The organism is Mastigocoleus sp. MO_188.B34 (assembly GCF_030065675.1).
In the GTDB taxonomy this organism is placed as follows: Bacteria; Cyanobacteriota; Cyanobacteriia; order Cyanobacteriales; family Nostocaceae; genus Mastigocoleus.
Genome location: NZ_JASJDK010000023.1, coordinates 1 through 26,568, shown reverse-complemented (window position 1 = coordinate 26,568; position 26,568 = coordinate 1). Strand labels below are relative to the sequence as shown.

20 protein-coding genes are annotated in these 26,568 nt (G+C 35.5%); 18 read left to right on the top strand and 2 right to left on the bottom strand.

Annotated features, from left to right (window positions below):
* Nucleotides 1-46 precede the first annotated feature (46 nt).
* From QNJ50_RS08525 to QNJ50_RS08500, 6 genes are all read left to right on the top strand, one after another.
* Nucleotides 47-1,051 carry a glycosyltransferase gene (locus QNJ50_RS08525; protein ID WP_300634079.1) on the top strand — a complete coding sequence of 335 codons (1,005 nt, stop codon included), beginning with the start codon at nt 47-49 and terminating at the stop codon, nt 1,049-1,051.
* Nucleotides 1,052-1,418: 367 nt separating this feature from the next.
* Nucleotides 1,419-2,642: a glycosyltransferase family 4 protein gene (locus QNJ50_RS08520; RefSeq protein WP_300634076.1), complete on the top strand. Its 1,224-nt coding sequence runs from the start codon at nt 1,419-1,421 to the stop codon at nt 2,640-2,642.
* Nucleotides 2,643-2,714: 72 nt separating this feature from the next.
* On the top strand, nt 2,715-4,064 hold the full coding sequence (locus QNJ50_RS08515; protein ID WP_300634074.1) for an oligosaccharide flippase family protein: 1,350 nt from the start codon (nt 2,715-2,717) through the stop codon (nt 4,062-4,064).
* Between the two features lie 1,121 nt (nt 4,065-5,185).
* Nucleotides 5,186-6,211 carry a hypothetical protein gene (locus QNJ50_RS08510; protein ID WP_300634071.1) on the top strand — a complete coding sequence of 342 codons (1,026 nt, stop codon included), beginning with the start codon at nt 5,186-5,188 and terminating at the stop codon, nt 6,209-6,211.
* Between the two features lie 455 nt (nt 6,212-6,666).
* Entirely contained in the window at nt 6,667-7,728 is a 1,062-nt protein-coding gene (locus tag QNJ50_RS08505; protein WP_300634069.1) for a glycosyltransferase, read from the top strand.
* A 353-nt stretch (nt 7,729-8,081) separates the two neighbouring features.
* Nucleotides 8,082-9,155, top strand: a complete 1,074-nt coding sequence (locus tag QNJ50_RS08500; RefSeq protein WP_300634067.1) for an acyltransferase — start codon at nt 8,082-8,084, stop codon at nt 9,153-9,155.
* Between the two features lie 71 nt (nt 9,156-9,226).
* Here QNJ50_RS08500 and QNJ50_RS08495 read toward each other — a convergent pair whose 3' ends face one another.
* Both QNJ50_RS08495 and QNJ50_RS08490 read right to left on the bottom strand, forming a co-directional pair.
* Nucleotides 9,227-9,733: a DUF2085 domain-containing protein gene (locus QNJ50_RS08495; protein ID WP_300634064.1), complete on the bottom strand. Its 507-nt coding sequence runs from the start codon at nt 9,731-9,733 to the stop codon at nt 9,227-9,229.
* Between the two features lie 410 nt (nt 9,734-10,143).
* Nucleotides 10,144-12,255 (bottom strand): TIGR00300 family protein, encoded by a 2,112-nt coding sequence (locus tag QNJ50_RS08490; protein ID WP_300634061.1) that lies wholly within the window; start codon nt 12,253-12,255, stop codon nt 10,144-10,146.
* 632 nt (nt 12,256-12,887) lie between these two features.
* On the opposite strand from QNJ50_RS08490, the gene QNJ50_RS08485 reads away from it, so the two are divergent.
* The 12 genes from QNJ50_RS08485 (at nt 12,888) to QNJ50_RS08430 (ending at nt 26,420) form a co-directional block, all read left to right on the top strand.
* Nucleotides 12,888-13,808 (top strand): ribonuclease D, encoded by a 921-nt coding sequence (locus QNJ50_RS08485; RefSeq protein ID WP_300634060.1) that lies wholly within the window; start codon nt 12,888-12,890, stop codon nt 13,806-13,808.
* Nucleotides 13,809-14,335: 527 nt separating this feature from the next.
* Nucleotides 14,336-15,178 (top strand): tetratricopeptide repeat protein, encoded by an 843-nt coding sequence (locus tag QNJ50_RS08480; RefSeq protein ID WP_300634056.1) that lies wholly within the window; start codon nt 14,336-14,338, stop codon nt 15,176-15,178.
* Nucleotides 15,179-15,732: 554 nt separating this feature from the next.
* The gene (locus QNJ50_RS08475) at nt 15,733-17,229 is read left to right on the top strand and encodes a hypothetical protein (protein ID WP_300634055.1); all 1,497 of its coding nucleotides are present in this window, start codon (nt 15,733-15,735) and stop codon (nt 17,227-17,229) included.
* A gap of 245 nt (nt 17,230-17,474) precedes the next feature.
* The gene (locus tag QNJ50_RS08470) at nt 17,475-19,889 is read left to right on the top strand and encodes a sister chromatid cohesion protein PDS5 (RefSeq protein WP_300634052.1); all 2,415 of its coding nucleotides are present in this window, start codon (nt 17,475-17,477) and stop codon (nt 19,887-19,889) included.
* 438 nt (nt 19,890-20,327) lie between these two features.
* Nucleotides 20,328-20,528, top strand: coding sequence for a hypothetical protein (locus tag QNJ50_RS08465; RefSeq protein WP_300634050.1), 201 nt, complete (start codon nt 20,328-20,330; stop codon nt 20,526-20,528).
* Between the two features lie 238 nt (nt 20,529-20,766).
* Nucleotides 20,767-22,299, top strand: a complete 1,533-nt coding sequence (locus QNJ50_RS08460) for an ATP-binding protein (RefSeq protein WP_300634047.1) — start codon at nt 20,767-20,769, stop codon at nt 22,297-22,299.
* Nucleotides 22,287-22,964 carry a response regulator transcription factor gene (locus QNJ50_RS08455; protein ID WP_300634045.1) on the top strand — a complete coding sequence of 226 codons (678 nt, stop codon included), beginning with the start codon at nt 22,287-22,289 and terminating at the stop codon, nt 22,962-22,964. The genes QNJ50_RS08460 and QNJ50_RS08455 overlap by 13 nt, the downstream gene beginning before the upstream one ends.
* Nucleotides 22,965-23,152: 188 nt before the next feature.
* A complete protein-coding gene (locus QNJ50_RS08450) occupies nt 23,153-23,557 on the top strand; it encodes a hypothetical protein (RefSeq protein ID WP_300634043.1) in 405 nt (134 codons plus the stop codon).
* A 114-nt stretch (nt 23,558-23,671) separates the two neighbouring features.
* Nucleotides 23,672-24,853, top strand: coding sequence for an LptF/LptG family permease (locus tag QNJ50_RS08445; protein ID WP_300634040.1), 1,182 nt, complete (start codon nt 23,672-23,674; stop codon nt 24,851-24,853).
* Between the two features lie 185 nt (nt 24,854-25,038).
* Nucleotides 25,039-25,329 carry a hypothetical protein gene (locus QNJ50_RS08440; RefSeq protein ID WP_300634038.1) on the top strand — a complete coding sequence of 97 codons (291 nt, stop codon included), beginning with the start codon at nt 25,039-25,041 and terminating at the stop codon, nt 25,327-25,329.
* A gap of 179 nt (nt 25,330-25,508) precedes the next feature.
* Nucleotides 25,509-25,811, top strand: a complete 303-nt coding sequence (locus tag QNJ50_RS08435) for a hypothetical protein (protein ID WP_300634035.1) — start codon at nt 25,509-25,511, stop codon at nt 25,809-25,811.
* Between the two features lie 222 nt (nt 25,812-26,033).
* The gene (locus QNJ50_RS08430) at nt 26,034-26,420 is read left to right on the top strand and encodes a hypothetical protein (protein ID WP_300634033.1); all 387 of its coding nucleotides are present in this window, start codon (nt 26,034-26,036) and stop codon (nt 26,418-26,420) included.
* The last annotated feature ends 148 nt before the right edge of the window (nt 26,421-26,568 follow it).

The window sequence follows — 26,568 nt, the reverse complement described above, 5'->3', positions numbered from 1 at the left end:
CTTGCGGTACAAAAAATAATATGTAAATTAACCAGCGAGGAAAATTATGACATCAGTTGGGGTAGTTGTTATTGGTAGAAATGAAGGTAACCGTCTCAAGAAAAGCCTATTATCTGCAATTGGAGAAAATAGAACTGTTGTATACGTTGATTCTGGTTCTACAGATGGTAGCGTACAATTAGCTCAATCTTTAGGTGTCGGGGTTGTAGAATTAGATTTATCAATTCCATTTACAGCAGCTCGTGCAAGAAATACAGGTTTTGAACATCTGCAGCAGATGGATTCGAAAATCGAGTTTGTGCAATTTGTGGATGGAGATTGTCGGATTGTAGAACAATGGTGGGATGCTGCTCTGAAAAAATTAGAGCAAAACCCAGAAATTGTAGTGGTCTGTGGTAGAAGGAAAGAAGAATTTCCCAACGACTCAATTTACAACCGTCTTTGCGATATTGAGTGGGATACTCCCATAGGAGAAGCTAAAGCCTGTGGTGGTGATGCGATGATGCGCGTCAGTGCTTTTAAATCCGTCGGTGGATTTAATCCTGAATTAATTGCGGGTGAAGAACCAGAATTGTGCGTACGTTTGCGACAAGCTGGAGGTAAAATTTTTCGGATCGATGCTCCCATGACCATACACGATGCGAAAATTACCCAGTTTGGACAATGGTGGAAGCGATCGCTAAGAGCGGGTCATGCATATGCAGAAGGTTCTTGGCTGCATGGTCGTTCTCCGGAACGACATTGGTTGAAGGAAAGTCATAGCATCTGGTTTTGGGGACTGATACTACCTCTGTTAGCTTTAGCTACAGCTTGGTTTACCTTAGGTGTAAGTTTATTACTACTTTTATCTGCTTATCTTTTATTAACTTACCGAATATATCAGTCGGCGCAAAGAAGAGAACTGACAGCATCAGATGCTCGTTTGTATGCTATCTGGTGTATGCTAGGAAAATTTCCTCAAGCTCAAGGACAAATACAGTTTCATGTTTCCCGGTTATTGCGACGACAACGAACATTAGTTGAATATAAAAGTGTAACTCCTCAGGTCTAAAATCCTAACTATTCCAAAGATTTTTGTTTTTATAACCTGGGCTTGCGCTTCAAAAATTTAGTGTACTTTCTATTCCCTGTTCTTTTATTACTCCAAGCATAATTGTAATCATCAAACTGGATGCCTATGGGAATAAGTATTCTTTACAGGTAATCTATAGCTTTTCTAGAACTTCACTGAAAATATAAAAAAATACCATCAGCTATGATCTAGAATCCAAAATGAATTAGTGATTAATTCTAAAATTGAATCCTAATTTCTTCCTTTTTGGAATTTTCCCTGTATATTTTACTACCAAAATACACTTATTGCTATTTGTTTATGATTTCTGATGGTAGGAATAGCTTGATGCGTGCATCTAAAGGTGATGATGAAAATAGCTTATTTAGTTAACCAATACCCGAAAGTCAGTCATAGTTTTATTCGTCGGGAAATTGCTGCTGTTGAAAAATCAGGATTAACAGTAGAAAGATTTTCGGTCAGACAATGCGAATCCGAACTTATAGATCCCGATGACAAAAATGAATTTCAAAAAACAAAAGTTATTTTAGATGTTGGTCCTAAAGGCTTATTAACACAGCTATTTGCAGTAGCCCTCAAAGCTCCTATTCCTTGGCTGAAATCTTTATGGTTAGCAATAAACATTGGTAGAACCTCACAACGAGGTATTTTTTACCATCTCATCTATTTTGCCGAAGCCTGTGTTTTACTAGGGTGGCTGCAAAAGGCAGATATTGACCATCTTCACGTTCATTTTGGAACCAACTCGGCAACAGTTGCAATGTTATGCAATGCTTTAGGTGGTCCCCCTTATAGTTTTACAGTCCACGGTCCAGAAGAATTCGATCGTATTCAGGATTTAGCGATCGCACAAAAGATTAATCGAGCAAGCTTTGTTGTTGCTATTTGTTCTTTTGGAAAAAGTCAGCTTTATCGGTGGTGTGACTACAAGCAATGGTCAAAAATTCATGTCGTTCATTGCGGAGTCGATGGAAACTTTTTAAATCAAAAAGTTAAGGATATTTCTTCTGAACTCCATTTAACCTGTGTTGGGCGCTTGTGCGAACAGAAAGGACAGTTACTACTATTACAAGCCGTGGGTCAAATATCACAGGAAGGTAAAAAGTGCAAATTAACTTTGGTCGGTGATGGGGAACTGCGACCAGAAGTTGAAGCCTTAATTGAAGAATATGGATTAGAAGAACAGGTGACAATCACTGGATGGGCTAGTGGTGAAGAAGTCAAAAATTACATCGCTAACGCTCGAGCTTTAGTTTTACCAAGTTTTGCTGAAGGCTTACCAGTTGTCATTATGGAAGCATTAGCATTGGGACGTCCGGTCATCAGTACTTATGTTGCAGGTATTCCAGAACTGGTGAACCATGGGGTTAATGGTTGGTTAGTTCCAGCAGGTTCAATAGAAGAACTTAAGAACGCTATTCGAAGTGCTCTAGTTTTACCAGCAGAAGATTTAGCGCAAATGGGTCAAGCAGGATCGAAGTCAGTATTTCTCAGACACAATATTGGACGAGAAGCTGATAAATTAGTTGAACTATTCCATTCTTATTCAAAAACACTCGGCAATATCTGAGCAATCAATGATGGGTAAGTTTGAACAATAAAACCAGAGCTTTAACTTGTGAGATAACTATAACAACAAAATATGACATCGATTAAAAAGCTTGCCTATAAAGGCGCATTTTGGACAATAGCTGGTTTTGGATTCTCCCAAGGTCTTAGATTTATTAATAATATTATTTTGACTCGCCTACTAGTACCAGAATTTTTCGGTTTGATGGCTGTTGTCAACACATTATTGATTAGTTTAGAGCTATTTTCCGATGTTGGTATTGGTCAGAGCATTGTTTCTAACTCCAAAGGTGAAGAACCTGAATTTTTGAATACTGCTTGGACAATTCAAATTATTCGGGGCTTTGTTTTATGGTTAATTTGCTTAATTATTACCGTACCTGCTGCTCAGTTTTACGAAGATGAGCGGTTGTTATGGTTGCTTCCGTTTGTTGGTTTTTCTTCTGTTTTGTCTGGTTTGGCTTCCACCAATCTATCCGTACTTAACCGACAGTTAGCTCTGGACAAACTAATGTTGTTTGACCTGAGCGCCCAGGTTTTTTCAATGGGTGTAATGTTGGCTTTAGCTTGGTACAAACCAAATATTTGGTCTTTGGCTATTGGTGGAGTTTCTTTACACTTATTTCGAATGGTGGTTTCGCATCAATTAAGTAACAAATTTCGCAACCGCATTTGCTGGAATAAAAAAGCCCTCAAAGAGATTTTATCTTTTGGAAGATGGATGTTTATTGCAACAGCTTTAATGTTTCTTGCGGAACAAGCTGACCGTCTAATATTAGGTAAGTTACTATCTTTCCAAATGTTGGGTATTTATACCGTAGCCTATACTTTGGCTGCGATGCCACGAGAAATAATTAAAAAACTAGGCAACCGAGTTATTTTCCCCACGATTTCCAGACATAAGGATCTACCCAGAGCGACTCTAAGATCGAAAATTCTCTATCAACGCCGCAAAATACTGGTAGGATTTGCACTATTTTTAGCTGGTCTGGTGAGTGTTGGAGATTTGGTTATCAAGGGGCTCTATGACAATCGGTATATTGACGCTACTTGGATGATGCCAATTTTATGTACGGGAATTTGGTTTTCTGTTTTGTTTTATACTAATAGTCCGGCTTTACTGGCAATTGGTAAACCCTTATATTCGGCCCAAAGCAATTTTGTGAGGTTTCTCATGATTAGTTTGGGATTGCCCCTAGCATTTAACTTTGTTGGTAGCTTGGGAGTGATAGTTGTAATTGCTCTGAGCGACTTACCTTTATATCTAGTGAATATATACGGTCTTTGGCGAGAAAAGCTTTTGTGTATGATTCAGGATATTTGGGCAACTGCTCTTTTTGTTGGGACACTCGCTCTACTTGTATCAATTCGGATGTATTTGGGTTTAGGCTTACCAATTCAAGCAATCCCAGGATTTAGTTGAATTTCCATCAATAATAAGAATTTTAGTGCTGAAAAACAAAAAATATTATCAATTGGATAAATCCAAGTATATATATGAAATACTGGGTCGTGATACGACCCTTTTTTTGTTTTTTTTACAATCAGTTCACATTGCTCTTAATTCAAATAGGTATGGCGCTACACACAAGTCATTAGCGGATCCTAGCGACAGCGTACTATAGGTATTGTGGGGCGTTAGCACAGCAAAAGTCAGATGATTTAGATTAATTATTTGAAACCAGCAATCAGATTTACATGATAAATCAAAGAGAAAAACGAAAAAAAATATTAGCGCTAAGCTACCTGATATTTAAAGGTTGAAAACGTTTAAATATACAAGTCAGCTGATAATTCCTATCCGATAAATTTACCAAAAGTTTAACAAATAAAGAAAAATAGTGTACCATGCAACTCAATAAGGTACTGAACAATATCACTAACTGAGAAGTACACTCATAGTAATCTTCATTACCCATATAAATAGTGACTAGTTTTGTGTTTCCTATGCGAATAAAATTTTGAGTAATACCTTGTCACTAATATTTTTTACTCAATCATTAGATAACCATCGATCTTAAATTCCGAGATAGTTATGTTATGAATTTTAGGAGTCTAATGTTATTCCTGAAAACAGATAACATTTGAAAGTTCTGTTTGTTAGAAATTAGTTATTCAGGATTTTATTGATTTGGAACTATATGGCATTACGTTTTTTATTATGAAATTTACTGCTTAATTGCTATTTACTCTTTGGAACATTAGGATAACTCAAGCAATAAGTTTAATGGTGTGTACCTAAAATTTGTTCGTATATCAAACTGGATTTAATAGGTTTGTTGTGGCAGTTACAGTTGGAATAAGTCAAGACCTTACTTCGTATGTTTGAACTACTCACATAACTAATATAAAATCAAAAGTTCTATTTGATTGAAGTTCGATAGTATAAAGCATCCAAAAAATACCTTCATAAAAATTGTGCATACTTTTCGTGAAACTCCAATGACAAAAAATCAAAATTATACGAGCTAAATTAGCCCTGTCGCTATAAATAAATTTTAGACTCACTACAAAAAACACCAAGTATTTTGTGAGGAAATTGTCATGCTAAAAACACCAACTTTATCCAAATGGTCTTATATTCAGTGGGATAGATATGACAAAAAGCCCATTGATGGTTACACGGTTTTACTCCCAGTCCCTGGTGACTTACCGGTCTTCCTAAAAATTGCTTTGGAAGTATCTGCGAATCAGGACTCTGAAGGTCTAATTGAAACTCTTGTAATTCCTGATCGAAAAGTGAGTGGTTTTACTGAATGTTTTGATAAATGGAAAAAAAAATTTGATATTAGTCCACTTCGTTTAATTAATCCTAATCCTATAGAACAGCTAATTGCTCGTTATCAAAATAATCCCCATAACAACCATTGGTTACAAATTGTCAGAGGTATAAATGCGAGTGTTAGTACCCATGCTCTATTGCATGATGCTGATTTATTTATTACCAAAGATGACTTTATGAAAATTCACTACCAGACTTGTGTGAAACGTAATTTGATGTGTTTAGGAGTTAGTCCTGTATGGGATTCCTGGTATGAAGAGCATGGTATGAATCATCTGACTGCAACTTGGGAAATAATGTTTGATATTAGCTGGGCACGTCAATTCCAACCTTGGGAACATCGAGGTCATAACGGTGTAATTCACGATAAAGCACATACATTTGACACGATGCTTTACCCTCAATGTCAAACAAAACCCGATAAAATCGATCGCCACAAACAGGAGTGGGGATTTATCCATTTTAACTATGTAATTTGCACTTACCGTTGGTTTCAAAAGAGTAATGCTCCTTTTGAAGACGATTATTTTCGAATTTTATTAATTAGATTGTTAATTGATGCATTCGACCCATCAGAATGGTCATATTCCATACCAACTCTAGATGTATTGGAAAAAGGTATCACAGATAAATCGAATCGAGTTACTTACTGCTCAAAAGATACAGCACAACATTATTCAGAATTCCGTTCCAAGTTAGAGAAATTAATCACAAGTGGAATTATAGATTCGGAAAAGTCTTACATCCTACATAAGAGTATCCGTAATTTCGATCTTGCTTTTGGTTGATATTTTCAAATTTTGCTTGTCAAATTTTGTTACTTAGTATGTAAAAGGTTTGATTAAGATTTGAGAGCTTAGAAGATGCGTATAAATATACCCTAAATAAGGGTGTATTTGGCGTGCAAGATAATGTTTTTTAGTTACATTTATCACCGCGACATAACGCACTGGCATACAATATTAAGACATATAATATACAAGCTACCATAATCAACACTATCTGCAAGATTAACGATCTTACAATGATTTAAAATTACTATATATGGCTGCGAATCTGCGGTCAGTTTATAGTAAATTATTTTTATGTTTAAAGCTAATTAAACACACTTTTACAAAACAAAATTTATATAAAGTCTGTTTTTACAGGCAAAGACTTTACATTTCCTTTTTGCAAAAAAATACTCTAGAACTTATTATTAGCAGAATAATATAATGCCCAACAAATCAGCTAGGAAATCGTCTTGAAATACCATATTGCACTTAGCCGGCAGTTTGACCTCGAGGGCATACACCAAGATGCTCAAGCAGGAAAACGCCCTTGCCACGTAATGTGGGATATAAGTCAAACTTTAAAAGCAACTATTTATCAACCAGTTACAGAGGAGGTTTTACCTCTAGATACCGTACGTGCTAAAGTCATCAGCAGTCCGCAACATTGGGCGCTAGCACGTCGATTAGCGCTCAATCTTGGAAGCGAAGATGTAATTTTCTGTGCGGGTGAGGATGTGGGATTTCCAATTGCAACTCTTTGTAGCAGTAAGCAAGAAAAACCAAAAATAATAGTTTTTACTCATAATGTCAACCGTCCAAGATCTCGTTTCGCATTAAAAATGCTGGAAATGAGCAAACGTGTTGATTTGTTTATGACCTACACTCCTTCTCAAGCAGATTTCCTCAGTGAATATCTGAATTTGCCACAAAATCGCATCTGCTTATTTTTAGAACAACCTACGGATATATCTTTCTTTAAACCCGGATCGATTTCTCAGAATAAACGACGCCCCTTGATTGCTAGTGGAGGGCTAGAAAAACGCGACTATTGTACTCTAGCTAAAGCAACCCACGATTTGGATATTGATGTCAAAATTTGTGCGGTTTCACCGAATGCAGCTGCATGCAAGCGAGCTTTCCCGGAAATTTTACCAGATAACATGTCTTGCCATGCTTATGATTGGGGAGACTTATTGCAACTTTATCGTGATTGCGACTTAGCTGTTATAAGTTTGTTTAAAAACAATTATCAAGCTGGATTAACTACTATGTTTGAAGCACTTGCTTGTCGTCGACCAGTGGTCATTACTCGTTGTCCAGGAATTATCCAAGACCTGATTGATAGTGGAATCGTGCTTGGGGTCGATCCTGAAAATGACGAGCAGTTACGCGAAGTGATTCTCAAGCTGCTAAACAACCCCAAACAAGCCCGAGTCCAAGCCGAGAAAGGCTATCAGCTGATGATAGAAAAATATAATCATCGTCAATATATTCAAGCTTTCGTGAAAGAAATTACTGCCTTTGAAAAATAAACTGATAAATAATGAAAATTTATATTTTTATGTTTACTGTGTAATATTTTGATAAATCAAAAATGATATTTTCTTCAGTGATGCAAGTCATATTATCAGTATCGATTTCATGCTTTTTATTACTTTAATGCTTTATGTAACTTTCATACTTTATGTAATATGATGATTCTATAATCAGCTTCTAAACTAAAAAACGCCTTACTTCCCAACAATAAGAAACTTAAAAATAATTCAATAAAAGTCTTTAATTCAACAGCTCTTCTACTTCTTAATCCTGTATCTCATAGTATTGGATTCTTGCTAGTTAGTGTTGTTTGCCTTATTCGTTGATTAAGTAAATTGATTTTTGTTACATGGTTCGAGAAGCATCTTCAAGAGAATTAGCATCATCACAGGTCGATTCGGAAAAACAACGAAAACAAAAACGTTTACTCTGGGTTGATTATGCAAAAGGTATTGGCATTTTTTTGGTTGTAGTTGGACATGTCATCAGGGGTTTAATTAACAGTTCAATTATTCCTAATTCTCCCACCTTAGAGTTTATTGATCGCTGGATTTATGCTTTTCATATGCCCCTATTCTTTTTTCTTTCGGGCTTATTTGTTCAGCGATCGCTATCTAAACCGTTTAAAAAATTTATCCTAGATAAAATTTATGTAATAGCCTATCCGTATTTTGTTTGGTCTATATTCCAAAGTACACTGCAGTTAATTGCATCTAATTACACAAACAATAGTTTATCCCTTACTGATATTTGGAAAATAGTTTATCAACCCCAAATGCAGTTTTGGTTTCTTTATACGCTGTTTGTAATTGTGCTGTTATATGGGGTGCTATATAAACTGAAAATAACGCCCGCAGTCTTTTTTGCTATCTCTGTTGCAGTGTATTGCTTGCATGTTTTGGATGTGAGTTTTGGACCTTGGGGTATATTATATTTAGCACGTCGTTATGCTTTATATGTGGCGCTGGGAATAATCATCGGTAAGTATATAGGTCATTATGATTTACTTGCTGCGAAAAATCGATTGAGCCATCTTGTCTTGTGGTCGATAGCTTTAGGTGGGTATTTAGCATTAGGTATAGCTACAAACTTTAGGATAACTGAAAATATCGTAACTGTTCCTTTAGTTGCAATCGTTGGGATTTTTGCTTCGGTTGTTTTGGCGAATATCTTAGCGAACTTAAATCTTTTACCTTTCCTATCTAGATGGGGAACTTTATCTCTTGAAATTTTTGTTGCTCATAGTATTTTTGCGTCTGTTTTAAGAATAGTTTTGAGCAAAGGCTTTGGAGTAAATGAACCGATAGTCCATATACTTTTGGGAGTTCTCATCAGTATCTATGGACCAATTGCTTTAACCGATATTTGTCAGAAGCTTAATCTCCAATATTTATTTACTTTACGCCAGCACAAAGTTAAATGACTGCATATACATGTATCTATGCAGTTTCAATGTTTGTCTTTAAAGTGTGGAAAAATTGAAATTATTGAAAATTACTTCTGATTGTTGTGCAATATTGGCATGGTAAATAACCCCCAGGCTAAACCTGTAATTAAACCAAATAAAAACACCACGTAATTATTAAAACTCCACCATCCAAAAACTTCTGCTGCTAGCTCCAAGGGATATGCCATCATTAAGATGCTAGCTCCTGCTGCACCAATCCATCCGTATTGATGTAGCCAATAAAAACCCTGACCTCTTGTAGGTATATACTGCAAGCGCGTTAGTAATAAACCGGTTACAGTTCCGTAACAGCGCATACATACAGCCATAAGGAAAGGAGATTTAAGGGCTATCCCCATTTCTGGCTGTGGGCACACGTGATGACCCATAAAATAAATAATCTCTGCAATTATGGGTAACTTTGCTACACCTGAAGCAGCTAGAAAAGGAGCAGCCAGAGGACCAACCACCATACCCGTTAGGAGAAAATCTGCGATAAAGCTAGCCCAGTTAACGGTTTCTATTTGCTTTCTGAAAGTTATTCCCTGCAGCATTTTTGTTTTGAGTAAAATTTAAATTCTATTTTTTAAAAATTTTAACAGTTTATGGAAAATTGTTAAGGAAGTTGAATCAAATTTACTATCTATTTTCTATGCATTTTCCTATGCATTCGTGCATTCACTGATTTAATACTGTGATATCGTATCCGGTAAAATATTTACGATAAAGTTCGTAGTTGCGCTATGTCCTAACGGACACACTAAAAAATTAAGCTGTGGCTCTAAAGCACAGCTACAAACTTGAGTCAGTATGTTACATCAGATTTTCTCAGGAAAGACGGGCTAACTGTAGTAGTTCAAATAAATAAAGATAGGTTGTTCGTAACCGTTAATTAACCCTAAAAAATTTGGTAGAGACGTCCCAGGGTTGGAGACTTTGTATCGGAACGCCTCTATAAATAAATTTAAGCCATCTTAGCAGTGTAAGGACTTGTTAACTTATCTAACTGCTGTACCAACAAACTCAGGAATAAACCTACATCTGTCACCACACCAACAGATTCTACAGAACCGCGATCGCTCAATTTGGTAACTACCGCTGGGTTAATATCTACACAAACCATTTTTACTCCCGCAGGTGTCATATTACCTACACCAATGGAGTGCAACATGGTGGATAGCATTAAAATCATTTCTGTACCTTCAAGCAGTTTGGCGTATTCGCTTTGTGCTTGAATCAAATCCATTCGGGTATCCGGTAGGGGACCATCATCGCGAATGGAACCAGCCAGACAAAAAGGTACGTTATTTTTTACGCACTCATACATTACACCATGGGTAATAACTCCAGCTTCTACTGCTTTGGCGATGCTACCATGAGCGCGAATAGTATTGATCGCTTTGAGGTGATGACGATGTCCTCCGCGTACTGCTATACCCCGACTCATATCTACACCAAGGGAGGTTCCCATAGTCGATTGTTCGATATCATGAACGGCGATCGCATTTCCTCCCAATAATCCTTGGACGTATCCTTCTCGAATCAACCGAGATAAATGTTCGCCACCACCAGTGTGAATAACTACTGGTCCTGCAGTGACAACTACTTTACCACCACTATCGCGAATTTGACGTAATTCCCAGGCGACTTGCTCCACAACTAATTCTACGCGACGTTCGCTGGAAACCCCCGCCGACATAAAACTGAATTCTTCTGCATTACGTTTTTCCCGAGATTCAGTTTTGCGGATGGTGCGAATACCTTGGACGTCTACAACTACTTCTTCCCCTACTTCTAAATCTCGAAGAATTTTACATGTGGCGACTAGACCTTTTGGGGTTTGAGTAATTGCGATCGCGCCATCCATGCGCTGATTTTGTACTTTCACCCATTTGCCATTGATTCGGACTTCTGTGGGATAAATAGTACTAACATAAAAGTCATCCGGTGCTACACCATTTTGAGTGACAGGTTGAAGCTTGGCGTCGCGTTCATCTTCTGGTAAATTCACCGCACCCAAATCAATTAGGTGGGAGAAAATAGTTTCCATAACCTCATGGGAAGGAGCAGAGACGCTTACTTGTGCATCCGAAGTACTTTGTCTTTGCTCTCCCAAATGGAAATTTAAAACTTTGAAACTACCACCATTATCCACAATCAAATCTAAAGCACGGTTAATTAAACCAGAATCAAGTAAATGTCCTTCCATACGGATAACGCGACTTTCTACTTGAGTGGTAGCATGAATTTCTTCACGAACCGGTTCAGTTACTCGTAATGTTAAACATTTTGCCGCACCACCAGCTTTAAGAAATTCAGTTAACGGAGTTTCAATTACTTGAAAATTAACTTCGGCTAAACGTGCTTTGAGATTATCCGAAGCCTTGTTCATGATGACAATGCTTTCTACGTTGACCGCATTGCAAGCAAAATTTACCGCATCTGCTTCTTTAATTGCAATACGTTTTTCTGGTGCAACTCGCATTTCAATTAAATGATTGGAATAGGAGTCAAAAGCACCAGGATAGTAAAGCAAATAGCCATTTGCTAAGGGACAAAAGCAAGTATCGAGATGATAAAATCTTTCGTCAATGAGTCTTAGAGATAATACTTCAATATCAAGCCATTTAGCTAAATATGGGTGGGAATCTAACTCCGAACGAAAACCATAACCCGCCCATAACCAACGTCCTTCTCGATCTAAAAGTGCATCTCCTGCACCTTCAAAAGGTAAATCTTGGGGTAATTCGTGGACTGTAAAGCCGTTATTTTCAAACCATTTCTTAAAATAGGGTTCCTCTCCCTGGCGCTCTTTATGTAAAAAACGACTTAAAACTGCGGTTTCACCTAACACCAATCCAGCATTAGCTGTAAATACCATATCAGGCCAACCTTTTTCCGGTGGAACCAAGTCAACTATCGCCTTATCCTTGAGAACATGGTAAAGTTTCTGCCACTGTTCCACAGCACGTTGTTGCGATGACTTGTGAATGTTCCCTTCCATCCAAGGGTTAATGACATAGTCAACATCATAGTGTTCGGGAGAACACATTAAAAAGCGAATCGGCGAACTCATAAAAGTTGAACCAGAATATTTGATTGCTACGATTTTCCAATGTATACAGATTGACGCAGGTGTAATTTAACTGGCAAGTATTGCCTTAGTTACACTGCAGGCAGTTACGACTGATACAAAACATGTTCTATTTTACGATCGGGAGAACTCTAACTAGTAATGTATTTTCCGAATAAAAAGAAAACTTGAGAAATTATAAAAATTGTTGATGAAGAGTTATAAATTAGCGCTCATTTATTACAGAATTGTGTGCGGTAGCTGACTGCTTTTCTAATGGTGAGAAAGAAGTCAGGAGTCGTAGAGACTTAGCATGCTACGTCTGTCAGAAGTTGGAAGTCAGGAATCATAATGAATCCGGATTTAATTATCCTTTTTTAGAATGAGAGGGTTGTGGAAAGTGTGGGAGGTGTGGCGAGTATTCGGGAAATTCCCAGATGTGAAGGAAATACACACTGGGGATCGAAGAACATATAACATTTGTGGATTAAAACAAAGTATTTACACGCTTATAAAAATCAGAAAAAAATACAGAAACGGCATGATTAGTATCAAAATCTACTCAATAATGGTAATGAGAAAATGTTAATGTGAACAATTGACTGCGCTGTAATTAATTCTTATAAACTCCTAAAATGCCATATCTAACATCAGCCAGTGAAATCCGTTCTCTGATTGCAAAATATACTCATTCAAAAACTTTGTGGATTGATACAGAAGTTGCTGATTATCAGAGTAGAAATCCCAGATTATCCCTAATTCAAATCTTGGATAATCCTAACGATCTCAGTGGTGAATGTACGTGTATTTTAGATGTGTTAGAAAAAACAAAGCTAGTTAATGAATTCATTGAAGGAATAATGCTAAATCCTGAGATTGAAAAGGTATTTCACAACGCTAGCTACGATTTAAGATTTTTAGGTAAAAAGAAAGCCAAAAACGTTACCTGTACCTATCAATTAGCCAAAAAAATTCCTTACTATATTTTACCGGTGCCTAATTATAGGCTTGAAACTTTAGCGGTAAAACTTTGTAATTTTCAAGACATAGATAAAGAACAACAAAGTAGTGAATGGGGACAAAGACCACTTAGTGAAGAACAAATAGAATATGCTTATCTTGACTGTATCTATTTGGCTCAAGTTCATTTACACTTACAGCAATTAATCAAACAAATATCGCCTAGTCCTGCTAGCGAAGATTTACTCTCATTAGGTGAGCGATATATCCAAGTCGAAGAACAACTCAAACTCCTAAAGTCAGAGTACGAACACTTGCAAGAGCGTATGAAGTCAGCAATGCAAGAACAAAATTTGTCGGAAACAGCCCATCTTAAATTACTTAATTACGAACGCACTACAATGAAAGTGCAATTTCAAGAACTGGTTAAATTTGCCGAAAATCAAGCAATTAATTTAGATTTTCCGATAAGTTTAACGCAAAAATTACAAAAAGATTTAGGGATGAATCTCGAACAATTACCTCTACATATAGACAAAACTAGTTATTTTCGTCTGAAGCCAAAAAATCAAGACAGCCAATCTGCAGATGATTAAGGGAAGAATAATTAAAAATTACTAGTAACCCTAGACTGCAATTAAAATTACTATTTTCCCTTTTGAATTATTATATATATTTGCTTTATTTCCACAGTACTATATTATGTTGTTCCTAAATTATCCATGACAATTAACGTTGTACATAGATTTTGTGGAAGTTTCCTATCGATATTACATGTTCACAAATAAAATAATAACGCCATAGTAATTTATGGATTAATTATGGTATATATTACTAGTAAATAAATTACAGGTACACAAGTAATTAAAAAACGTTTTTGTATTCCTATATACTTATGTTTTAATTTTTGTCATTTTGTCTAAAATTTTACTTAGTATGAGATTTATTTAACCGAAAATTTCTGTAAATTATAAAAACATAAATTACTTATTATAAATAAACTGAGATGTCTTTATTAGCTTAAATCCATCTGAATGATTACTCTATAACTAAAAAATAAATCCAACAGATATAAATATTGTGTGTAGATATATTTATTTATATTGAAAAAATTATATTTAAAATGAAATTATATTATTCAGGGTATAAATTAATTTATTGTGGGAAAATATTTAGCCTAGCTGCATCAATATTATTTGCTGCTAGTACTGTTGTTTGTTGTAGCAAAACTGAGGACGTTTTAGTAACCGAAATCGAACTAAATAAACCTCCAAGTTATAGGGTTCGACCCGGTAGCGCAATGGAATTATACATTCAAGGTAAGTATAAGCACGTTAGAGGAGACTTAAAGGGCGCGATCGCCTCTTATAATGATGCAATTAAACTTCAACCTGATTATGGTGCAGTCTACAATAGTCGGGGACTTACCAATTTTGATTTGGGTAACAAAAAAGAAGCGATCGCAGACTATAGTTCAGCAATTCGTATCAATCCGTATGATGCAGAAGCATTTAATAATCGAGGAAATGCTTATGCTGCTCAAGGAGATAATCAAAAAGCTTTCAGGGACTATACCACAGCGATTAAACTTAATCCGAAGTATGCAGAAGCTTACAATAACCGAGGTAACACTCGAGCGTCCCAAGGAAATAGAAAAGAAGCGATTGAAGATTACACTAAAGCGATCAAAATAAATCCGACTTATGCAGTTGCTTACAATAACCGTGGAAATGCACATGCGGCTTTGGGGGCAACAAGTAAAGCTATAGAAGATTACAATCAAGCTGTGCGTCTCAACCCGAATTTTGCTGCTGCTTACAACAATCGAGGTAATGCTTACGGGGTGAAGGGAGAGAAACAAAAAGCGATTAAGGATTTACAGCAAGCTGCGAATTTATTTGAAAAACAAAATAACCAACCACTCTACGAACGGGTACAGGTTAATATTAGGGATTTGCAGTCTTAGGGGTAAGTCAGGAGTCAGGAGTTAGGAATCAGGAGTCAGGAGTTAGGAATCGTAGAGACGCGACATGTCGCGTCTCTACAGGAGTCAGGAATCAGGAGTCAGGAGTTAGGATTTAGGAGTGAGATGCTTTTTACACCTATTTTCTCGTTAGACCCTGTAGAGAATAACTACTTGACACCTTGATAGTATTTTTGTACTATATAGTTATGAGCTTGAGATGGGGGTGTAAGAAAAAGTGGAGTTTTGTTTTTTGCTCCTGTACCCCTCCCTGCATATTTTTTGTTTGTGATATCTGTTCTCATACAAGATAAGTCACTTTTGTAGGGATGTAGAAATAAACTAGCAGAGTGAGGAAGGTTGCAACTTAATTTTTACTCATAAGTTATTTCTCATGAATTATTTCCCATAAGTTATTGATGAAATCATGAATTATAGTTGTGAGAATTAATCATATTTTTCAGCCGTTTCACAACTGAAGACAAAGCTTTAAAAACTAAATATTACAACACCAAATAGTACAAATTACTTCAGACTCCGACTGGGTAGGGATTGTTATGGTTAAGAATTCATCAAAAAATGTGGTTACTGACTTGGTCAAAAATCAAGTTGTAAAAAATCAGGTTGTAAAAAACCAAGTTCCAGAAAATCAAATTCCAGGGAATAGAATCATAAAAAATCGAGACAAATCTCTTCAAACCTCAGTTATTGAGGTGATGGAAATTTTAGAAAAATATCGCCAATGCATTATTCTCAATATAACTAAATTACGAGAAGATTATTGTAGACAAACTGTGAAGCGGTTTATCGGTTATCGAGGTAAAGATGGTAATTTAATTGAACCTTGGTTAAAAACAAAACCCATTGATAATAGCGATTATGTTGATATGGGAAAATTTGTCATTAACCATAATACAGCTACTATTAATATTTTGCTAGAACAGAGAGTTCATCTAATTAAAGCAGAGGATGAAGCGATCACGCTCGAAGTTGCAGGTTTGCTATTAAACGATCTGAAAACTTTCAATAACTATACTATTGTGAAAGATGGGCAAGTAAATGTTAGATCACTACAAGTCAAAATTAGTAGTAAAAAGCTCTTTGATTTACTGCAAAAAAAGGGTGTATTAGAAAAAGATGATTTACCTGCGACAACATTTGACTTTCATAGTGAGTATACTATCAACTTAGGTGGTTTACCAATAGTCCCTTTAAAGCAGAAAAAGCGTAAAATTGATGGTTTATTCCAGCGCTTAGCAGAAATCAAAGTGATTTCTAGTATTATTTCTGCTTGTTTAAAAAATAATCTGGATACTTTTGTCCCAGAACAGTTAACAGAACTGCAAAAAAATTATATTTCTCCCAACCTGTATCTTAATTTTCCTAAAACGAAATCTTTCGAGGTTTTAGATATTCGCAATAGTCAGAGAATTGATATTGGTAGCAAAGAAATTCTCAATTTGTTTAAATTGCATTCTGCAAATAAATTCCTGGAAAGAAGATATCAAGTTTACAATACAGAAACTGGGGAAGTTTTGAATAAACCTACTTTTGATATTCTGTTTGAAAAAAATATCGCATGTCGTCAAAAATATCTATCATCTCGGATGAAAATTACAAAAGTAGATGATTTCATGAAACCAATTTTTGATGACTTTATAGGAATAGAGGATAACGGTAAAACTATTGCTATTCTTTCCAAAGTTGGTGCTAAGGATTTGATGCGGTTGCTACAAAAAAGAAATCAAGGGAAATCAATTGATAAGCAGGAAATGCTTGTTGCAATGAAAAAAGTACAAACTCAATTGAAAGATTACGCAGAAAAGATTTACCGAGATAAAATTTCTCCTTTAGTATTACACGTAGGTTCCACTGGAGTGTTACCAAAAGGAATGAGAACTGCAGCTTTAACTGCAAGTGAATTAGCCACTAAATATCCAGACTTACAATTTTCTTCAGCAGAGAAAGAAGGAATATTTTTTGAAGTTGGTGAAAGCATTATCAGCATTTATAACAAAGATGAGTATTATCCTATTAAACATGTTGAAGTTTAGAGTTTAGGATTTATTGCTGGTTCTGGTAACAAATAATTTTCATCTAGATAATCAATAAAATACTGGGTGGGTTACTAATAAAATTGGTAATCCACTCTACAATAATTAAAGGTTGTCGTAAATTTAATCGTTGAACAAAATATTTAGCTTAAGTATTTATTTTATCCGTAATAAGTATCAAAAAACGTTTAATTATTAATGTATTTTAATTACTATGGGAATAATGGATATACAGGGTAATGTTGATGATTAAAAACACTTGGAAAGATTTTGTTACGAGGATTTATTTGAGTATAAACTTTATTGGTGCTTTAGTCTTCATATTTATTATATTATTATTCTCTGCTGAAAATACTTTGGCAAAAAACCCCCAAGAGATAGAAATTATTAATTTGGTTGAAAAATTAAATACAGATAATAAAACCGAACGAGAAAAAAGTCTTAAAACATTAAAAAAAATTGGGAAAGATGCTGTTCCCCAAGTAGTAGATACTATTTTAAAAGAAAATAATTCACAAGTTAGATTAGAACTAAAAAATATAATTCATACTATTAGCGATCGCGTTGTAGATACTTTAATTAAAGCTTTAAAAAATCCAAGTTCACAGGTACGTCGTAGAGCAATTATTTTACTTAGAGATAAAAATTGGCGACTAAAATCAAAAAATTTAGATACCGCATCAATATTTATCAATCTCCTTAAGGATAAGGATGCAAAAATACGGGGTGGTGCAGCTGAAATATTGGGAAGACTCGGAGAACAAGCTGCACCTGCTGTTCCAGAATTAATTAAGCTTCTGAAAGATTGGGATGTGATGGTACGTTACAGTGCTGCAAGTACCTTAGGAAAAATTGGTGAAAAGGCTGCACCAAGCGTCCCTCAGTTGATTACACTGCTCAAAGATGAAGACATTATATTGCGTTATGGTGCTGCGATCGCTTTAGGAGAAATAGGAGAAAAAGCTGCACCTGCAATTTCTCAGTTAATCGAACTGCTTCAAGACTCCGATGGAGATGTTCGTTCTAGTGCTGCTGATACTTTAGGAGAATTTAGAGAAAAAGCTCGAAAGGCTGTAATACCATTAACTAAATTACTTCAAGATTCCGATCCTTACGTTCGTTCTAACGCTGCTGAAACCTTGGGAGAAATCGGGAAAGAAGCTAAACCTGCAATTGCAGAGTTAATTAAACTTTTCAAAGATAAAGATCCCAAGGTTCGTTCCAGTGCTGCTAATGCTGTAGGAAAAATTGGAGATTCAGCAGCGCAAAGTATTCCTCAATTAATTAAACTTCTCAAGGATACAGATTCAGGTGTGCGTGGAACTGCTGCTAGTACTTTGGGAAAATTTGAAGTCCAAGCAAAACAAGGTGTACCCCAATTAATTCCGCTTCTCAAAGACAAAAATTCATATGTTCGTTCCAGTGCTGCTATTGGGTTAGGAGGAATCGGAGAGTCAGCAGCAAAAAGTGTTCCTCAACTAATTGAACTTCTGAAAGATAAGGATTTAATCGTACGCTACAGTGCTGTTAATGGTTTGAGGGGTATGGGAAAACAAGCTGCACCAGCTTTATCTCTACTGATTCCAATGCTTCAAGACCCGGATGTTATCATCCGTTCGAGTGCAGCAGATCTTGTGGGAAAAATTGGCGAATCAGCTACACCGATTCTACCACAACTAGTTCAACTACTCGAAGATGAAAATGTAGTTGTTCGTTCCAATGGTGCTGCTGCGGTGGAGAAGATTGCATCCATTATTAGGGATAAAGCGGTGAACAATCGCATATCTCTATCGGAATTAAATCGAGTTGTTCCCCACTTAAATAAGGCTGCAAGAATAATTCAAGAACCTGCAAATAATTTCTCTAATCGCTCCATATATAGTTTGCAAAAGCCTTTGTTATTTCTCCAAGAAAAAAGAAATGACCTCTTTTGGAAATGGTTGCTTTCCCATCCTTTTATTTTAGGTTCATCCTCTTATCTTTTCTTCTTCTTATCTTTGTGGTTTATTATTTACTGGTTAAGTCCTTTATCTTTACTGAAAATCAACAAGTTTTTGCAACGCTACGAGTTTCGACTTCCCAAGCAAATTGGTGGTGCATATGTGCGTTCTCGGGATTTACTCCTGTTTAGTTTGTTTAAATCTCGACGTCGAATTATGAGTGCATGGGTTCGGAAGAATATTATTCCTTCTCAGAAACAACTCAAACAAGCTCGGAAACTAGAAATAACTCAACTTGAAGCAGATAAAAATATACATGCACCGGCGCTGAAAATTCTTAGGGTCGCGAACTTAAATGAACAGGATTCTATGAATTTTGAGTTGATGCTGTCATATCTCAACGAGTTCAATGACAATGTGGTTGAGAATCAATCGGATAATCATAACATTCATCAAGATGCGAAAACTATTGCTTGGGAATGTTTCAGACAGAATGATAAGCCAGAACCGATTACACGGGAAACTGCGTTAAATGCTTTGGGTGGAAATGATGCGGAAAGTCGCTTAAATCATCTGGAACATCACCTGAATTTGATTCGTAGTAGTGGTGAGAAGAAAGATTTAATTAGTTTTGTTCTCAATCCTTTGGCGGAATATTTGGCTGGTTTGCATCAGTTGGAGGTTAGTGGCGATCGGTCTGTAGAGTATGTGCAAAAGTAAGTTAAATAACACTTTGTAGAGACGTTTCATGAAACGTCTCTACGGAGGTTTTAATGATAAATAAATATTTGTGGATTAGTTCGGCTTAGAATTGGTAGTTTAGTTTTACCAGCTAATTAAAATTAGTAAAAATTAGCGTTCGGCGCAGCCGCGTGGCTGATCGCTCTAAAGCGTTATACAGTATTTTTTTGGTCTAAACTATCAGTAACTGTATCAAACCCTAATTTCTACGTTGAAAGAGAATCTGCAAATATTGTTCTCAAAGCCTTGTAAATACTAGATACCTTTCTTGAACAAATTAATACAGACCTAGCTTATCTGACTTCCGGTCAAAATATATTTGAGCAACTAATCGAATCTATTCGCGGAACTGTTGAAATCGAACAAACTAGACGCGACCGCTCCTTAGAAAAAACAGTACAAATAGTTGGTATTGGTTTGGGTGGTGGTGCGATCGCTTCAGGAATCATCACCCAACATATCGATAAACCCATTGCACCAACAATTAATTTTAAATATCCAGTTCATCCCATTGCATCTTCTTTGTTTTGGAGCGTACTAGCTACTGGAGTTTGTCTTTTATTGGGTTGGTGGTTAACTGTGTGGAGAGAAAATAGAGCTTCTAGTTCTAAAAAATGAATGGGGCTTAAAATTATCTCATACTTAAGCAAAAAGTTTGAACTTATCTGTTAAATATATTTCTTAAGTATATTTTTTTCGCATTCGCCAATGATGTAGGTTTATCAATAATCAGCTCCAATCTGGTTTTTTAAATATTTTTAATTTGCACAAATTTGGTATTTTAGTTCCCTTTTCTTGGGAAGATATTAAATATACCCAAGTATATTTATGATTTTTATTATCTTAGTCAGTAATCATGTTACCTTCTTTTAAGTTTAAGCTGCCTTTCCTTAAAAATCACTTATTTGCTCCACTCTACACCAGTCTTGCAATACTAACAGTCCTATTACTCGGACAGGAAGCTCTAAGTTTTATGGTAGAAGCTTCTGAACAAGAAAATGTCGATTTAGTCAATCGCCGTCAAGAAGTAAAACGTGAAGGAGAACATCTACTAGGAGCAATTTTAGAAGAGAAAATTGCCCTAAGAGATTATGCCATGAATCGCGATAATTCTAACTTGAAAAGTTATCGCATAGGAGAAGATAAATTTCGCAATAGCATAGCTAGTTTGTCAGAGTTAGTGCAAGAAGATTCCTTGCAGATTAAACAAATAGATGAGATTAGAACCTTTTACGCTCGTTGGCAAGTTCAATTAACTCAAAAAGTCCTCGATGGTTCTTTAAGTTTGAATGATTTAGTTAAGCAAGACTCTGTGGAACCTTTAAAAGTCTCTGTTAGGAGTATACTCGATCATGAAAAAAAACTTTTGGAAGAACACGAGCAAAGGTTAAATCTACTGAACCAAATTGATATTGGTTTAAGTGGATTCAATATTATTGTGGTTTTAGCAGGGGTAGGAATAAATATCTTACTGATGCGTCGAAGAATTGAATTTCCTTTAAAACAGTTAACCGAGATCGGTCAATCCTGGGGAGCAGGACAATTAGATGCTCAATTCAACTATTTATCTCCGGACGAAATCGGTAGACTGACTGAAGTACTCAATGCTATGGCTAGAGATATTGGTAGTCGTCAGGAACGCATTCAACAACGCAACCAACACTTAGAAGATTTAATTGGCACATTATCTCACGATTTACGTACTCCGCTCCTAGCAAATCGCAGTACGCTAGATGCAATACTGGGAGGAGCATTTGGTCCCGTAAACGATACCTTAAAAGAGTTATTAAAAGAATACCGCTTAGCGAATAACGATTTACTTAAACTTCTTGAAACTCTATTGGATATTAGCCGTTACGAAGCTGGACTGAGCCAAATTCTCAATCGAGAACCATTAAACTGGGAGAAAATATTTGGTCGTGTTATCTCTTCAAATCACGCCGTAACTAAGAATAAATGTCAGCTATTGCAAAAAATTCCACCATCATTACCAGTAGTTTATGGCGATATCGTCGAAATCAGACGAGTATTACAAAATCTACTTGATAATGCAGTGCAGGTGAGCGAACCGGGTAAAAGAGTATGTCTTGAAGTCAAAGCGATTAATTCCCAACAAGTTGAGATCTGCGTTCATGACGAAGGTCCTGGAATACCCGATCGCGACAAAGACAAATTATTTTATCGCTTTGTTCAGGGACGAGGTCGAAGAGGGAAAGCAGGTTTAGGACTTTACCTCTGTCGTCAAATCGTAGAAGCTCATAAAGGAACAATTCGGGTCGAAAGTAAGGTTGGTAAAGGAACTAGGTTTTGTTTCACTCTACCAGTACAAGAAGTGCGATCCAGGTTGGATTCAAAACAAAAACAAGAAGAAACAACATGTCTGAAGTGATAGAAAATTCACCTATTCGCGTTCTCCTTGCAGAGGATCATAATCTTATACGTCTGGGTTTAAAAGGACAATTTAGCTTAGAAAAAGAGTTTGAAGTTGTCGGGGAAGCCAAGAATGGACAAGAAGCGATTCAATTAACCACTCAAATCAACCCAGATGTGGTGCTGATGGATATTGATATGCCGATAGTTGATGGTATCACAGCCACCCAGGAGATTAAAAATGGGGCTAATCCTCCTCGGGTTATAGCCTTAAGTGCTTTTGGTGAAGATAGTCAAGTAATTGCAATGCTTGCAGCTGGAGCTGATGGTTACTGTCTCAAAACAATTGAATGGCCTCAGTTGCTAGCAGTTATACGCTTAATTCAAGGTGGTGGAACTTACCTCGACCCCCAAATTGCTTATAAAGTAGCTATTATGCTCAAATCAACAGTTACTCCTTCACCAAAACCTGCGAATGATGATCCTCTAGCTCCTGTATTAAGCGTTCGCGAACGAGAAGTACTACAACTGATTAGTGAAGGAATGTCAAACCCAGAAATTTCCAAGCAACTATATCTTTCTTTGGGAACAGTTAAATCTTATGTGCGGAATATTCTTAATAAATTAAGTGTGGACGATCGCGTTCAAGCAGCAGCGAAAGCTGTAAGAGAGGGATTAATTTAAATTTAAGTTCGATCGCACAAAAGAATTTCACAACCATATCTTAGAAGAATCCATCTCTCAGAGCAAATGATTTTTTTGCATTGGCGATTAATTGTTTTTTCAAATGTGTAATTCCTATTTTTTCTACTGATTTTGTACTATGATATATTTTGCTTTAAATGCTAATAAAGCATAAATTTCTATAGTCAATGACTATAACCATGTGCTATAGCAAAAGTTTTGATATTCTTAATTCTATTGTTTCGATGGACATCATGAGGAAAATATTTGTAGTAGTATTTATATCTATAATCCTAGCTTCTTGTAGCGGTGGCACTTCAAGTAATAGTAAAAGAACTACTCGCAGTACAAATACAGTCAGTAGTAGCAATCAAGTTGTAACTAATGATGGCTCATCCGTACAACCTGCTAATGGGGATGCCGTTCTTCAAGTGAATGGCGCTCTTATTGGGCCAGATTCTAATGGTAAGCCTGTTATTCTTGAAGATCCTAACGGTGATACTACCCTTACTGAAAATCCTGACGGTACTTTCACTGTTACTAATGGTTCTGGTGGTACAACTATATTTACTAGCAATCCTTTCTCCCCTTGACTGTCCTAACAGCAATTCTTGATTTTTGATATTTTCACAATTTAATTGATTCGTAAAATTAAATATTGCTTTGAGAAAGTGAAGTATATTTTTCTTTCTCAAAGCCAATTTTTTATGATAAAGAGACTCGTAGATTTGCTTTTTAGAATTAATTTTAAGATTAATTTTAAGATTAGCTTTAGAATTACTCTTTTAGACCGATACATTATTAAAGAGCTAATTCCAAAATTCCTTTTCAGTGTCGTTATTTGCTCTATTGTTGCAGAGGTGGTAGGTATATCTTTTGAAGAAATCAAATTTGCAATTGAGGAAGATTTATCTACTGCGATCGCAGTATATACCCATTGGTTAAAACTACCGGCTTTTATTTGTATTGTCCTACCATTTACTTTATTAATCTCTAATCTTCTTGTTTATCAGAAGTTATCTAATAAAAATGAAATAATTGCTCTAAAAAGTATTGGAATTAGCTTGTATCGTCTCATCATTCCTTCGTTGGTGATCGCCTGTGTTGCAATGATGTTTATGTTTACTATTCAGGAAGTGATTGTTCCTCCTGCAAATTACGAAGCAGCGATAAATTTAGAGTGGGAATTAAATGTAGATCGGACTCAACTAGCTAAATATAACAAAAAGGAAATTATCTATCAGGAATTTGAAACTGAAGAAAATCGTAAACATTTAAAAATACTATTTTTCGCTGAGCGTTTTGATGGTAAAAAAATGCTCGAAATTACCTTACTTAAATTCAAAAATAAACAACTCAGACAAATAATACTTGCTCGTTCAGCACAGTGGGACAAAAAACAACAAAAATGGCAATTATTTTCTGGTATTTTGAATATATTAAATTCTGAGGGTGAATATATTAGTACTCGTAAATTCGAACAATTACCCTTAAATTTAGGCAGAAAAGTTTTTGATTATGTTAGCGACGATCGCGATCATCGTGAGATGAATATTATTGAACTATATCGCAGATTAGCACTTGTGAGAGATACCGCAAATACTAAAAAAGTTCGTGAAATCGAAATTAGTATCCAACAAAGGTATGCTGCACCAGTTTCTTGTATGATATTTACCTTACTTGGTTCAGCTTTGGGAATAAACTCAAAAAGAAAAGCAAAATATAACAGCTTTACTGTTGCAGCAATTGTTATTGTAGTTTATTGCTGTGCTCAATTTGTGAGTACAACTTTAAGTATTTCAGAATCAATTTCAATATTTTGGGGAGTTTGGTTTCCCAATTTATTAGGTTTATCTATTGGTTATTTTATACTAATGCGCAAGAATTAAAAAATAGTCAATAAAATCAAGACATAAAAAGGAATATTATGTCCTAAAAATAGAGATTTTATTATTGACTTATTATGAGAATAACTAGATATTAATAAGTATCAGAGGTTTGCTTTTTCACTAGCTTATTTGTGAAACAAAGCATTTATATATTTGACTCAATTGGATTAAAGAGGTTTAAATTAATGTCTGCACTTCAAATTTCTCAATTAGCACCTGTAAATGATTTGAATGAACTAGATGTGTTAGATCAAGAATCTATTAATGGTGGCTTATTTGGTTTTTCATTTCCAAATTTATTCGGTGGTACAAAAACAAAATTTCATAGAAAAACAGAAACTTTAATCAAAGAAGGTGTTCAAACAGGAGGACACGTGTCACAGAATATATTTCATGGTGGTAATCTTGACAAACCTCAAATCGCTAATGTTGGTTCTAACATTAGTATAATGATTTATGACGGTCAGACTCCTTAGCCAGCATCAGTCTATTTGGTAAATCGTTAGAAAATATTAGAGTTACTGTCTGAATTAATGTTCGAGACAGTAACTTATAAATTTTAATAAAAAGATACCGATAAATAAAAATTATCTTGTGATGCTAAAAAATTGCAATTTTTACTGCATTATTCAATTAAATTAAAGGAAATAAGCCAATGATAAAGATTAAAAAACTAGAATCGAATACAAATATTTATTTGAGTAATTTAAAGGTCTTAGAGCAAAGAATAATTCATGGAGGTTTAGAAGCAGCTAACTCTATAAGTTTACATAATAATGGAAGTTTCTCTGCTATTAATATAGTTAATTTTGAATCCGGAGATAGGAATAAAGTTGTTAATCAAATAAATGCATCTTCAGGTAGTTTTGTTTATCTTCCCTACCAGGATAATGGTAACGTACTCAATCAAATTGCTGCGAATGGTTCTGATATTATAGTCGTATTACAAGGATTTTAGTTTTGATTTTTTTTAATAGATGAATTAACTATAAAAATATTAATTATTTAGGGAACGAAACTATAGCACTGTTCAACAATTATAATGCGCTATTTTTTTATTTTTTCTGATAAGATATTTGTTTTTCATATTAAAAGGATGTGAACTTATGTCATTGTCAAGTTAAATCCTGTACTATACCTGGGGTTGTAGATTCTCAATCCTATTGTTTTTTGTAAAATAATGAGTAAATTATTTGTTGCAATATTTATATCTGTAATGTTAGTTTCTTGCAGTGGTTCTACTTCAAGTAATACTAGAAGAGCTAGCAATACAAGTAGAGGAACTAGCAATACAAATACAGCCGCTAATAATACAAACACAGCCTCTAATAACGCAAATACAGCGACTAGTGATACCACTCCTGCTACAGCTAACAATGATTCATCAAGCACACCTGCTAATGGGGATGTCATTTTACGAGTGAATGATACTATTGTTGGGCGAGATTCTAATGGTAAACCTGTTGTTATTCAAGATCCTAACGGCGATACTACGATTACTGAAAACTCCGACGGTAGTTTCACTGTTCGCAATAGCGATTCTACATCAGTAATTCCTAAAGAGTAAATATATAATCAGCGATCGCGCTTTGTTTTTTTAATTTATTACAATTTAATCGATTTGTAAAATTAAGTAGTGCTTTGGGGGAGTGAAGTATATATCTATTTTTCAAGCTCCTACTTATTCTGAGAAAGATAATAGTAGATTTGTCCTC